13 protein-coding genes are annotated in these 12,786 nt (G+C 71.0%); 4 read left to right on the forward strand and 9 right to left on the reverse strand.

The window, feature by feature from the left end:
• Positions 1-151 precede the first annotated feature (151 nt).
• The 6 genes from I6A60_RS05825 to I6A60_RS05850 all read right to left on the reverse strand — a co-directional run bounded on the left by I6A60_RS05825 (position 152) and on the right by I6A60_RS05850 (position 6,179).
• Positions 152-898, reverse strand: a complete 747-nt coding sequence (locus I6A60_RS05825) for an SDR family NAD(P)-dependent oxidoreductase (protein ID WP_203019998.1) — start codon at positions 896-898, stop codon at positions 152-154.
• Positions 899-993: 95 nt separating this feature from the next.
• Positions 994-1,776, reverse strand: coding sequence for an SDR family NAD(P)-dependent oxidoreductase (locus I6A60_RS05830; protein WP_013426437.1), 783 nt, complete (start codon positions 1,774-1,776; stop codon positions 994-996).
• Positions 1,773-2,558, reverse strand: a complete 786-nt coding sequence (locus I6A60_RS05835; RefSeq protein ID WP_203019996.1) for an enoyl-CoA hydratase-related protein — start codon at positions 2,556-2,558, stop codon at positions 1,773-1,775. Before I6A60_RS05835 ends, I6A60_RS05830 begins: the two co-directional genes overlap by 4 nt.
• Positions 2,551-2,745, reverse strand: a complete 195-nt coding sequence (locus I6A60_RS05840) for a ferredoxin (protein ID WP_203019994.1) — start codon at positions 2,743-2,745, stop codon at positions 2,551-2,553. Before I6A60_RS05840 ends, I6A60_RS05835 begins: the two co-directional genes overlap by 8 nt.
• A gap of 30 nt (positions 2,746-2,775) precedes the next feature.
• Positions 2,776-4,050, reverse strand: coding sequence for a cytochrome P450 (locus I6A60_RS05845; RefSeq protein ID WP_203019992.1), 1,275 nt, complete (start codon positions 4,048-4,050; stop codon positions 2,776-2,778).
• A 224-nt stretch (positions 4,051-4,274) separates the two neighbouring features.
• Positions 4,275-6,179, reverse strand: coding sequence for a dehydrogenase E1 component subunit alpha/beta (locus I6A60_RS05850; RefSeq protein ID WP_238434870.1), 1,905 nt, complete (start codon positions 6,177-6,179; stop codon positions 4,275-4,277).
• 236 nt (positions 6,180-6,415) lie between these two features.
• On the opposite strand from I6A60_RS05850, the gene I6A60_RS05855 reads away from it, so the two are divergent.
• The 4 genes from I6A60_RS05855 (at position 6,416) to I6A60_RS05870 (ending at position 10,452) form a co-directional block, all read left to right on the forward strand.
• Complete coding sequence (locus I6A60_RS05855; protein ID WP_203019988.1) at positions 6,416-7,576, forward strand: acyl-CoA dehydrogenase family protein; 1,161 nt, start codon at positions 6,416-6,418, stop codon at positions 7,574-7,576.
• Positions 7,577-7,716: 140 nt separating this feature from the next.
• On the forward strand, positions 7,717-8,964 hold the full coding sequence (locus I6A60_RS05860; RefSeq protein ID WP_203019986.1) for an amidohydrolase family protein: 1,248 nt from the start codon (positions 7,717-7,719) through the stop codon (positions 8,962-8,964).
• A gap of 35 nt (positions 8,965-8,999) precedes the next feature.
• On the forward strand, positions 9,000-9,557 hold the full coding sequence (locus I6A60_RS05865) for a MarR family winged helix-turn-helix transcriptional regulator (RefSeq protein ID WP_203019975.1): 558 nt from the start codon (positions 9,000-9,002) through the stop codon (positions 9,555-9,557).
• A complete protein-coding gene (locus tag I6A60_RS05870; protein WP_203019971.1) occupies positions 9,514-10,452 on the forward strand; it encodes a 3-carboxyethylcatechol 2,3-dioxygenase in 939 nt (312 codons plus the stop codon). Before I6A60_RS05865 ends, I6A60_RS05870 begins: the two co-directional genes overlap by 44 nt.
• Positions 10,453-10,497: 45 nt before the next feature.
• Here I6A60_RS05870 and I6A60_RS05875 read toward each other — a convergent pair whose 3' ends face one another.
• The 3 genes from I6A60_RS05875 to I6A60_RS05885 form a co-directional block, all read right to left on the reverse strand.
• Positions 10,498-11,142, reverse strand: a complete 645-nt coding sequence (locus I6A60_RS05875; protein WP_203019969.1) for a TetR/AcrR family transcriptional regulator — start codon at positions 11,140-11,142, stop codon at positions 10,498-10,500.
• Between the two features lie 124 nt (positions 11,143-11,266).
• The gene (locus I6A60_RS05880; RefSeq protein WP_203019967.1) at positions 11,267-12,232 is read right to left on the reverse strand and encodes a zinc-binding dehydrogenase; all 966 of its coding nucleotides are present in this window, start codon (positions 12,230-12,232) and stop codon (positions 11,267-11,269) included.
• On the reverse strand, positions 12,232-12,591 hold the full coding sequence (locus I6A60_RS05885; protein WP_203019965.1) for an EthD domain-containing protein: 360 nt from the start codon (positions 12,589-12,591) through the stop codon (positions 12,232-12,234). Before I6A60_RS05885 ends, I6A60_RS05880 begins: the two co-directional genes overlap by 1 nt.
• Positions 12,592-12,786: the final 195 nt, after the last annotated feature.

Genomic DNA, 12,786 nt, shown 5'->3' on the forward strand with positions numbered 1-12,786 from the left:
CCCGCAAGTTCCTAATGACCAACTTCGTTTCGCCGAATGGTAAGTGACTCGGCGGCACGCCACAGAATGCTGCCGCGGGGGGGGGGGGGGGGGGGCCGGGGGCGCCCCCCCCCGCGGCCGCCCCGGCCCAGCCTGGCCCGAAGAAGCGGGGCTACGGCGCCGCGTAGCCACCGTCGACCACGATCGCCGTCCCCGTCGTCCAGCGGGAGGCGTCGCTGGCCAGGTAGGAGTAGGCGCCGACCAGGTCGTCGGCCGAGCCGAGCCCCAGCGGGTGCTTCGACGCGATGGCGTCGACCGCCGCCTCCGACAGCTCCTTGTGCATCCCCGACAGGAAGGTGCCGGGGCAGACCGCGTTGACCCGGATGCCGTCGCGGGCGTACTCGACCGCGGCCACCTTGGCCAGCTGGATCACCCCGGCCTTGGTGACGCAGTACGGCCCGGAGTGGCTCCACGCCGTCATGCCGGCGACCGAGGCGGTCAGGATGATCGACCCGCTGCCCTGCTTGCGCATCGGGCCGACCGCCGCGTGGACCGCGTTGACCGCGCCCATCACGTTGATCCGGAACGAGCGGTCCCAGTCCGCGGTCGTCAGGTTGTGGATGCGCCCGTTCTGCGCGAGCACACCGGCGTTGCTGATGAGCACGTCGAGCCGGCCGAACCGCTCCACGGCGTGGCGCACGACCGCCTCGACCTGCTCCAGCTCGCCGACGTCGGCCAGCGCGGTCTCCACGGCCGCCCCGGCGCCCGCCACGCTCTCGGCCGCGGCCTTCACCGCCGCGTCGTTGACGTCGGACAGCACGAGGTCGGTGTCGGGTTCGCTCGCCAGCTTGCGGACGAGGGCACCGCCGAGGGTGCCACCCGCGCCGAGGATCACAACCACGCGTCGCTGCTCGGTCATAAGGCCCTCACTGAACCTTTTCCATTTATGCGCCTACCTGCTAGGCACAGCCTTTGCTGCGGACAGCCTTCTCCATGAACGGCAATGGAAAAGGTTCACTTGAGTAGGTAGCCGCCGTCGACGTTGAAGACGGAGCCCGTGACGAACTCGGCGGCGGCCGAGGCCAGGAACAGGTAGGTGCCGACGAGGTCGCCGGGCCGTCCCCATCGCTCCAGCGCCGTGTGGCCGAGGACAGCCTGTTCCAGCTTCTCGTTGGACTTCCAGCCGGCGGCCAGCGGCGAGTCGAACCAGCCCGGCGCCACGACGTTCACCGTGATCCCGCCGTTGGCGAGGTCCAGGGCCAGAGCCTTGGCCATGCCGACCAGACCGGCCTTGGACGCGCTGTAGGCCGCGAGGCCGCGAGCGGGCCGCTCCCCCAGCACGGACCCGGTGAAGATCAGGCTTCCACCGTTCTTGCCCATCACCCGGGCGGCCGCCCGGGCGCCGAGGAAGGCCCCGGTGAGGTTGACCTCCAGGACGTCCCGCCAGACCTGCGGGTCGGTCTTCAGCGGGCCCGCGACGACCGGCGAGATGCCGGCGTTGCAGATCCACACGTCGACCCCGCCCCAGGCGGCCACCGTGCCGTCGGCCACCGCCTCGTTGAAGTCGGCGTCGCGCACGTCACCGCTGAACTGCAGGACCGGGCCGGGCAGGGCGGCCGCGACCGTCTTGAGGTCTCGCTCGGTCCGCGCGACGAGGGCGACGCTGGCGCCGGCGCGCGAGAACGCGTGCGCGAGCAGCTCGCCCAGGCCGCGGCCGGCGCCGGTCAGCACCACGCGCTTGCCGCGAACGTCCCCCGGGTTGGGGAAGGTCTCGGGAATCTCGATGCGGTCCGTCATTGCGCGCTCCATCGGGGAAGCCGCTTCTCGATGAACGCGGCGAGGCCTTCCTTGGTGTCTGCCGAGCCGAGCAGGGCGTCGAACTCCCGGTCCGACATAGCCCGCAGCGTCTCGTCGTCGGCCGTCGCGGCGGCCCGCACGACCCGCCGGCTGGCCCGCACGGCCAGCGGCGCGGCTGCGGCGATCCGCTCGGCCACCCGCAGCGCCTCGTCGAGCGAGGCGCCGGGCTCGACCAGCCGGCTGACCAGGCCGAGGGCGAACGCCCGCTGGGCGTCGATCGGCTCGCCGGTCAGGATCGCGTCCATCGCCACGGCCTGGCCGACCGCCCTGGGAAGCCGGAACAGGCCGCCGGAGGAGGCGATCAGGTTGCGCGTGACCTCCGCGAGCCCGAAGGCGGACCGCGTGCTCGCCACCACCACGTCGGCGGCCAGGACGATCTCCAGGCCGCCGGCGGTGGCCAGCCCGTCGACCGCGACGACGACCGGCTTGGCCCGCTCGCGGAACGTGAAGCCCGCGAAGCCGCCCCGCTCGGTGAACAGGGTGTCGAGCTGGCCCGACTCGATCGCCTTGAGGTCCGCGCCGGCGCAGAACACCGGCCGGACCTGCCCCGCGGAGTTGGCGCACAGCACGCCGACCCACAGGTCGGGGTCGTTCTCCAGGGTGTCGATCGCCGACTCCAGGGCGGCGGCGACGTCATGGTTGACGGCGTTGCGCGCCTCGGGCCGGTTCAGTGTGATCACCGCGACGCGTCCCCGCGTCTCGATGAGGACGGCGTCAGTCACGGGCGACCGAGATGGCCTGCGTCGGGCAGCCGGTCACCGCGCTGGTCAGCTCCGCGTCGGAGTCACCGTCGGGGTCGACGACGGTCGCGATCGCGTCGTCGTCCAGGTCGAAGGTGTTCGACGCGTAGATGAGGCACTGGCCGGAACCCATGCACAGGTCACGGTCGATCGTTATGGCACGAGCCACGTTGGTCCCTCCCGAGGGGCCTCGTCGGCGTCAGGCAGTGGGGGTCAGCTCCACATGCAGGTTCATCAGGCCGTGGAACAGGTACGTCGGCATGTACTGGTAGCGACGCGCGTCGGCCGGCCCGTGGGCCTCTTCGGAGATCGTGATCGCCGAGGTGCGGTCGAAGAGCCGCTCCAGCACGATGCGGACCTCGGAGCGGGCCAGCGGCGCGCCTGGGCAGGTGTGCGCGCCGTGCCCGAAGGCCAGGTGCCGGCGCGCGTTCGGGCGCTGGATCTGGAGCTCGTCCGGGTTCTCGAACTGGCGCCCGTCCCGGCCGGTCGCGGTGTGCATCAGCAGGACGACGGTCCCGGCGGGCAGGTCGACGCCACCCACGCTGGTCGTCTTGCGCACCAGCCGGAAGGCGCTCTTGATCGGCCCCTCCAGGCGCAGCGCCTCCTCGATGAAGCGCGGGATGAGGTCGCGGTTGTCGCGCAGCTGCTGCTGCAGCTCCGGGCTGTCGCCGAGCAGCCGCAGGCAGGCGCCGAGCAGGCGCACGGTGGTCTCCTGGCCGGCGGCGAACATGTTGGCGCCGATCCGGGCCACGTCGAGCAGGTCGGGGGTGCTCCCGTCGGGGAACGTCGCCTCCGCCATGCCGGTCAGGACGTCACCCTGGGGCTCGGTCCGCCGCGCGCCGATCCGCTCGATGAAGTAGTCGTAGATCGGGTCCAGGGTGTGGTGCCCGGCGTTGGCGCCGCTGACGTTGCCGGGCATGTCACCGATCCCGGTCGCCTCCAGCAGCTGCGGGTGGTCCTCCTCGGGCACCCCGAGCAGGTCGGCGATGACGAGCAGCGTGTAGGGCTGGGCGAAGTCGTTGATGAACTCGCAGCTGCCCTTCGCGAGGATCACGTCGAGCTGGCGGTCGGCCAGCCGCCACATGAACTCCTCGTTCTCCTTGAGCCGCTTCGGCGTGATCAGGCCCATCAGCAGCGCGCGGTGGAACGTGTGCTTCGGCGGGTCGAAGGTGACCAGCTGGTCGCTCTGCGGCAGCGCGTCGCGGTGCGCCTCGATCAGCTCGGAGATGTCGTCGCCGACGCCCTTGATCGGGACGGGGAAGGCCGGCCGCGGCCCGGCGATCAGGTTGCAGGACGAGAACGTGTCCGGGTCGCGGAAGACGGTCAGCGCCTCCTCCCAGCCGGAGACCATCGCGACGCCGTAGTTCGGCTCCAGCCAGATCGGGCGGTCGGACAGCAAAAAGTTGAAGTACGCCCAGGGGTCGACCGCGACCTGCGGGTCGCGGAAGAAGTTGACCGTGCTCAGGTCCGTCATCTGGCTGCTCCGCTTCGGTCGTGCTCGGGTCGGGGGGCGGGGTCTGTCTCATCCGGCCGGCTGGCGCCCCGGTCAGCCGGCGGGGTGGTGGTCCTGGTCGTCGCGGCCGCGCGCCGTCGGACCAGACGCGGGCCCCTGTCGTGGCCCGCGTCCCGGGTCCGCGGACCCGGCGAGGGCCCGGAGACCGATCGCGGGCCCGGAGACCGGGCCGGGTCCGCGTGGGGCTAGGCGCCGGCTGACTCGCGCACCGCCGCGGCGATCCGTTCGACGCTCGGCAGCCAGGCGCGTTCGAGCGACGGCGCGTAGGGCGCCGGCGTCGCCTCGGCCCCGACCCGGATCACGGGGGCGTCGAGCGTCCAGAAGCCCTCGCGCACCGCGGCCGCGGCGAGCTCCGCCCCCACCCCGAACGGCGTCACCGCCTCGTGCGCGATGACGAGCCGGTTCGTCCTGGCCAGCGAGGCGAGCACCGTCTCGTAGTCGAGCGGCGCGATCGTCCGCAGGTCGATGACCTCGACGCTGATCCCCTCGGCGGCCAGCTGCTCGGCGGCCGTCAGGCAGTCGTTCACCATCCGCGAGTAGGACACCAGCGTGACGTCCGTCCCCGGCCGGCGGATGGCGGCCTTGCCGAGCGGCACCAGCGCGTCCGGCTCGGGCCGCGGCCCCTTGCGACCGTAGAGCAGGCGGTTCTCGATGAAGATCACCGGGTTGGGGTCACGGATCGCGGCGCGCAGGAGTCCGTAGGTCTCCGCCGGCGTCGACGGCATGACGACGGTGAGCCCGGGGATGTGCGCGAGCAGGGCCTCCAGGCTTTGCGAGTGCTGGCTGCCGGACGAGCGCCCGGCCCCGAACTGGGTCCGGATCACCAGCGGCAGGCTGACCGCCCCGCCGCTCATGAAGCGCAGCTTCGCGGCCTGGTTCATGATCTGGTCGAGGCAGACGCCGATGAAGTCGAGGTACATGACCTCGACCACCGGCCGCATCCCGGCCATCGCCGCCCCGACCGCCGTGCCGATGACCGCGCTCTCCGAGATCGGCGTGTCCCGCACCCGGCCCGGGTACCGCGCGGCGAGCTTGCGGGTGAGGCCGAAGACGTTGCCACCGGCCCCGACGTCGATGCCCGCGACGAAGACGTCCGGGTCGTGGCCGAGCTCGTAGTCGAGCGCCTCGTGCACCGCGTCCATCGTCCGGAAGATCTCGCCCGTCGGCGCAGGTGGCTCGGCCACGGCCTCCCGCGGGCTGGAGACGAAGTGGTGCAGCGTCTCCGGCTCCGGCTCGGGTGCCTCGGAGGCCGCCGCGACTGCCTTTTCGATCTGCTCGTCGATCTCCCGGTCGATCGCCGCGACCTGCGTCGGCGCCATCCGGCGCGCGAGGACCACCAGCGGGTCGCGGGCCTTCCAGGTGTCGACCTCGGCGACGTCCCGGTAGGCCTCGGGGTCGCCCTCGTAGTGGCCGTGCCACCGGTAGGTCTCGGCCTCGAAGAGCAGCGGCCGAGCGCCGAGGCGCATGTCCCGCACATGCCGGGACATGGCCTGCGCCACGGCGACGACGTCGTTGCCGTCGACGTGCGCGTACCGGATGCCGTAGCCCTGTGCCCGGTCCGCAAGCGACGAGCGGCTCTGGTCGGCGGCCGGCGAGAACTCGGCGTAGTGGTTGTTCTCGCACAGGAAGATGACCGGCAGGTCCCAGACCGAGGCGAGGTTGACCGCCTCGTGGAACATGCCCTGGCCGACCGCGCCGTCCCCGAAGAACGCGACGACCACCCCGCCCGACGCGCGCAGCTGGGCCGCGGTGGCCGCGCCGGCCGCGATCGGCAACCCGGCGGCGACGATGCCGTTCGCGCCGAAGATGCCCCGGCGCGGGTCGGCGATGTGCATCGAGCCGCCGCGGCCGCGGTTCGTACCGGTCTCGCGCCCCATCAGCTCGGCGAACATCTCGGTGACGTCGAGGCCCTTGGCGATGCAGTGCCCGTGGCCGCGGTGGGTGGAGGTGATCACGTCCCGGTCGTCCAGGGGCCAGCACGCCCCGACGGCCGAGGCCTCCTGGCCGATCGACAGGTGCAGGAAGCCAGGGATCTGGCTGTCGCGGTAAAGCACCGACGCGCGTTCCTCGAAGCGTCGGATCAGCCGCATCCGCCGGTAGAGCTCACCCAGCGTCGCCGGGTCGAGACCGGCCTCTTCCACGTCGATGGACGTCACCGCCTGCTGCCTTCCTTCCGGCCTGTGTGGCCTTTGGCCAAGAGCGGGCCCAGTGGCCAGGGGCCAGGTGCGGGCCCGCTTGGGGTGACCGCTTGACATCGAGCGACAACGCGCCATTCTTGTACCGCTCGTTCCAAAACACAACCCTTTGCAGCTGCGGGAAGGCGACCATGGACTTCGATCTCCCCGAGGAGACGCTCGCCCTGCAACGCGTGTGCCGAGAGTTCGCGGCCAAGGAGATCGAGCCGTACGCGGCCGACTGGAGCGAGCGCGAGTACTTCCCGGCCGAGCTGTTCGGCAAGCTGGCCGATCTCGGCGTCATGGGCATGCTGATCGACGAGGAGTACGGCGGCACCAACGCCGGCTACGTCAACTACGTGGCCGCGATGGAGGCCATCGGCGGGGCCGACCAGTCGATCGCGGCCGCCTGGAACGCCCACTCGACGATCGCCTCGCTGCCGCTGGCCGCGTTCGGCACGCCCGAGCAGAAGAAGCGTTGGCTGGAGCCGCTCGCGACCGGCCGCAAGCTCGGCGCCTTCGGCCTGACCGAGCCGACCGCCGGCTCCGACGCCGCGTCCATCCGGACCCAGGCTCGCCGGGACAACGGCGGCTGGCTGATCAACGGCACCAAGATGTTCATCACCAACGCGGGGACGCCGATCAGCCTCGGCGTCACGATCCTCGCGGTCACCGGCGTCTCGGACGACGGCAAGAAGCGCTACGGCACGTTCTTCATCCCGGACGGCACCGCGGGCTACGAAAAGGGCAACGCGCTGCGCAAGCTCGGCTGGCACGCGATGGACACCCGCGAGCTGGTCTTCCGCGACTGCTGGATCCCCGACGACCACCTGATCGGCGAGGAGGGCAACGGTCTGCGCCAGTTCCTGGAGGTGCTCGACGGCGGACGGATCAGCGTGGCGGCGCTCGGCCTCTCGCTGGCGCAGACCGCGCTCGACCTGGCGCTGCGCCACGCGAACGAGCGCGAGCAGTTCGGCTCCAAGCTCAGCCGGTTCCAGGCGATCGGGCACAAGCTCGCCGACATGGCCACCGAGATCGAGGCCGGCCGCGCGCTCGTCTACCGCGCCGCGTGGCTCGGTGACCAGGGCCGGCCGTTCAGCAAGGAGGCGGCGATGGCGAAGCTCTACACCTCCGAGCTCGCCAACCGTGCGGCCAGCGCGAGCGTGCAGATCCACGGCGGCTACGGCTACGTGCGCGAGTCCGCGATCTCCCGGTTCTACGCCGACGCCAAGGTCCTGGAGATCGGCGAGGGCACCAGCGAGATCCAGCGCAACGTCATCGCGAGGATGATCACGACGACCCCTCGCCGTTGACCTGCGGGAACGCGCCAGGGGCTCGCACGCGGCCGCGTCCCCAAATTACTTTGAAGGCCAACAGTCTTGACTCCGCCTATCGGGCGGGCGTAGACAGGATTCGACCGGTCGGTACAGCCCGACCCGATGGGGTGGTGTGAATGTCCAAGGACTTCGTCGTCTCGGCCGATGGGCACATCCTGGAGCCGATCGACCTCTTCAAGACCCGCATGCCGGAGCACCTGCGCGAGCGTGCGGTGTGGGAAGAGGACTTCGAGGTCGAGCCGCTGGTCGAGGGCGGCGCCCGGGTCTTCCGGCGCCTGCACACGCCCGGCTTCGACGGCTGGACGATCTCCCGCTACCGGCAGACCTCCGGCCGCACGCCCGAGGGCGACCCGGAGCACATCATCGAGGACCTCGACTCCGACGGCGTCGACGCCTGCGTCATGCACCCGAACCTGTCGATCTTCGGGCTGTACTCCGACGACCACGAGCTCTCGATCGCGCACGCCCGGGTCTACAACGGGTACCTCATCGAGCGGTTCCTGCCGTACCGGGACCGGATCGCCCCGACCTGCCCGATCCCGCTGACCGACATCGACGACGCGGTCGCCGAGATCGAGCGGGTCACGAGCGCGGGCTTCAAGACGCTGCTGCTGCCGGGCATCCCGCCGACCACGTACTGGGACCCCGAGCTGGACCGGGTCTGGAACGCCGCCAGGGACGGCGGCGCGCAGATCTTCTTCCACACCCAGACCGGTGGCGTGAAGATGAAGAACCCGTCGTCCTCGACGATGCGGGTCGTCAAGGAGAACGCGCGGCAGGTGAACCAGCCGGTCACCGCGAAGTCCGCCGCCGAGCGGCTCTACACCCAGTCCGTCCTGTCGACGCTCGTGCCGCAGAAGGTGATCTGCGACCTGATCGGCGCCGGCGTGCCCGAGCGCTTCCCCGAGCTGCACTTCAGCCTCATCGAGTTCAACGCGCACTGGCTGAGCTCGCTGGTCGGCGCCATGGACAAGGCGTGGACGACCGGCATCGGCCAGGACCAGGACTGGTGGATCGGCTCCTGGGACGACGACGCCCCGGCGACCGTCGAGGGCCAGAGCACGATGTCCCGGATCTTCCTGCTGAACGAGAAGTGGCCCTACCCGCTGATGCCGAGCGAGTACGTCCAGCGCCAGTTCCACGTGTCGTTCTCTGACGACCCGGCCGCCGTCGCCGCCCGCCACGTCACCGGCGTCAGCTCCCTGATCTGGGGCAGCGACTATCCGCACGCGGAGGGCACGTTCCGGCGCAGCCAGGAACTCATCGCCGACCAGTTCAAGGGCGTCCCGGACGCCGAGCGCAAGGCGATCGTCGGCGGCACCCTGGCCGACGTCCTCGGCTTCAAGCAGCCGGCCACGGTCTGATCCGGCGAGCCTGACACCGCGCTAGCCTGATTTCGATGCCCAAGCGCTGGAACCGCGACCCCATCCAGGCGGCCTACGACCTCTGGGTGGGCAAAGGGTGGGAGGACACCGCCGACGGCATGACGGCGGTGACCTCCCTCCTGCGGGTCCACCAGCTGCTCACCCAGCGCGCCGACCAGATCCTCTCCTCGGTCGAGCTGACGTTCGCCCGCTACGAGGTGCTGGTCGTCCTCTACTTCAACGAGGACGCGGTGCCGCTGTCCTACCTGGCGCAGGCGCTGCAGCTGCACCAGGCGAGCGTCACGAACCTGGTCGACAAGCTGGAGAAGCAGGGCTACCTGGAGCGGAGGGCGCACCCCTCCGACCGCCGCGTCACGCTGGCCCAGATCACCCGCACCGGGCGGGCCCGCACCCGCACGGCCATCCGGCGACTGAGCTCCGAGCTGTACGCGCAGCTCGGGCTCACCGTCGAGGAGACGCGGGCGCTGGTCACCATCTTCGCGAAGATGCGCCATGCCTGGGGCGACGTCGAGGAGAACGGAGAAGTCGATGCCGCTGGCGCTCTGCTGCATGTCGCACAGTCCACTGCTTGACATCACGACACAGAGCGACGAGCTGGAGGCGTCCGTCCGCGGGGCGCTCGGCGTCGCGCGGGACTTCGCCGCGACCGTCGATCCGGACGTCGTCGTCGTGTTCGTCCCGGATCATTTCAACGGCTTCTTCTATCGAACGCTGCCGCCGTTCTGCCTCGGCGTCGCCGCCACCGCGATCGGCGACTACAACAGCCTGGCCGGCGATCTGGCGGTGCCGACCGCGCTCGCGCGCGAGCTGGCCGCCGCCGTCCTCGACGCGGGGGTCGACCTGGCGGTCTCGCACCAGATGCAGGTCGACCACGGCACGGCGCAGCCGCTGCGCGAGCTGTTCGGCGCCCTGGACGCGCGGCCGGTGATCCCGATCTTCCTCAACGCCGCCGCACCGCCGCTCGGGCCGCTGTCGCGCTCCCGGGCGCTTGGCGCGGCGATCGGGCAGTTCTTCGCCGGACGTGACGAGCGCGTGCTCTTCCTCGGGTCCGGCGGCCTCTCGCACGACCCGCCGGTGCCGCAGCTGGACACCGCTCCCCCGCCGGTGGCCGAGCGTCTCGTCTCCGGTCGGCCCCTCACCGCCGAGGAGGCGGAGCGCAAGCACGTGGGCGCCATCGCCGAGGGCAAGGCGCTGGCGGCGGGCACGAGCGCGCGGCTGCCGCTGGCGCCGGACTGGGACGAGACCGTCCTCGACCTGCTCGGCGCGGGCAAGCTGTCCGAGCTCGACGGCTGGACCAACGACGAGATCGGCGCGCACGGCGGCGGCGCCCACGAGATCCGCACCTGGCTCGCCGCCCATGCCGCGCTCGCCGCGGCCGGGCGGTACGAGGTCACCTACCGCTACTACCGCCCGGTCCCGGAGTACATCGCCGGCTTTGCGGTCACGACCGCGCTGCCGGCGGCCTGATCTGTTCGGTCTGCCCTCGCGCGGCGCTGCGCGAGGGCAGGCCGATCAGTCTGTTCGCAGCGCCCGCAGGAACAGCTGGACGGCCTCCCGCGTGCGGCGGTTCTGCGTCTCGCGGTCATGCACGATGCCGTACGACGCCATCCGCGCCGGCGTGACCGCGACCATTCCGAGAAAGTGTTCCGCGAGCAGGTCTGGATCGTCCGCGCGGATCGTCCCGGCGGCGGCGTGCTCACGCAGCAGGCTGGCGACGGCTTTCTGCCGCGGCCAGATGCGGTACGCCTTGTGGGCGATCTCGGGGAACCGGTCAGCCTGCGCGATCACCAACCGCGAAAGCGCCACCATCTCGGGATCGAGCACCCGGCGGACGACGTTCTCCGCGACCGCCTGCAACGCGGTCTCCAGGTCGCTCGTGGGCACGTCCTCCGCTGTTTGCGGGCTGGGCCAGTCCGGGCGCTCGATCGCCCAGTTGAGAACGGCGGAGAAAAGCTCTTCCTTGCCGCGAAACCGTGCGTACAACGACTGCTTCGTCGTACCCGCGGACACGGCGACGTCCTCCACCGAGGTGCCCTCATAGCCGCGGGCCAGGAACAGGCGCAGGGCCGCTTCCTTGATATCCCGTTCGAGGCGCGCCGCCTCCGCGCTGGTAGGGCGCCCACTGCCCCGGTTGGCGGGCGTCGCCGACCTCGTCATACGACCAGTCTGGCAGGCACGCCGCCATCCCCGCCGGGCCCGAGGCCAGCCGCGCCGGACCATTCGCCGTTCGTTCTTGGCCCGAAGGTGCCTCCGAGGCTGGCCGGCGGCCAGCGGGGCCAGGCTAGGGCCGGGCCACGAGCTTGCCGAAGACGTCGCCGGCGAGCATGGCCTGGAAACCGGCCCGGGTCTCTGCGAGCGGGATGACCTCGTGGATCGGCGGCCGAAGATCCTGGTCGACGACCAGCCGCACGAGCTGTTCGAGGTCGTGGCGAGATCCCATGGTGGTGCCGACGATCCGCAGGTTGGCCAGGTACACCCGCTCGATGTCGAGAGGCGGGTGCGATCCCGAGGTCATGCCGGCGACGACGATGATGCCGCCCGCTCGCACGGCCTTCATCGAGTGCGCCCAGGTGGCCGCGCCGACGGTCTCGATGACGGCGTCGACCCGCTCCGGGAGCCGCGCGCCGGGCGGGAACGCCGCCGCCGCGCCGAGCGCGACGGCCCGCTCGCGCTTCTCCTCGGACCGGCCCGTGACCCACACCCGGACGCCGGCGGCCTTGCCCAGCATGATCACCGCGGTGGCCACGCCGCCGCCGGCACCCTGCATCAGCACCGTCGTGCCCTCGGTCGCCCCGGCCAGGACGAACAGCATGCGATAGGCGGTGAGCCACGCGGTCGGCAGGCAGGCCGCGTGCTCGAAGGACAGCCCGGCCGGCTTGGGCACCAGGTTGCGCGTCGGCACGGCGATGCGCTCGGCCAGCCCGCCGTCGTGGAAGTCCGACAGCATGGAGATCCTGGGGTCGAGCACCTCGTCGCCGGTCCAGGCGGGGTCGTTGATCAGCGAGTGGATCAGGACCTCGTTGCCGGACTCGTCGACGCCGGCCACGTCCGAGCCGAGCACCCGCGGCAGGGGCGCGTTCCGGGGGCCGTGGCCACGCAGCGACCAGATGTCGTGGTGGTTGAGCGACGCCGCCCTGACCTCCACGAGGCTCCAGCCCTCGGGAGCCGTCGGCTCCGGATGCGCACCGACCTGGAGCCCCGCCAGCGGGTCGTCCGCATCCACGCGGTTCATCGTCGCGGCCAGCATCAGCGGACGATCCCGATGTCACAGACGTCGGCGACGATCACGATTCGCTTGTCCTTGTCCATGAAGTTCTCTTCATCGTCGCGCAGCACTTTCCCGTCGTCGCCAAGATACCAGCGGTTCCAGACCGCCAGCTGGGCGCGATCGGCAAAACCGATCTCCGTCACGCAGTCATACAACGTGTCCGTACTACCGCGCCCGAGCGTGACCGCGTGGTTCTGCACATAGTGCACGATGGCGGCTGCCACCTCGTCCGGGATTACCCGGTGAAAGAGCGGCGCGTGCCGATGCTCGTAGTAGTCGCGGAACTGCTCACGAGTAAGGTCCGGCCGCCTTTTGATGAGTGCGACGATTTTAATCATCGCGCCCGCCCGGCGGGAACCAGCCTCTGGTCCGACGTCACCCGATCTCCTCCTCGCCGGTTGGCACCACCGCAGGTTACCGGCCCTCTTGTCCGAAATCAACCGCAGCGGTATGATTAACGGCACCGCGGAACGGTGACCACACCCGTGCACGCGGCCTCCCACCCCTCGACGGAGTCGAGGAACCCCAGACGT

Origin of the sequence: Frankia sp. AgB1.9, assembly GCF_016786355.1 — a bacterium.
Taxonomy (GTDB): Bacteria; Actinomycetota; Actinomycetes; order Frankiales; family Frankiaceae; genus Pseudofrankia.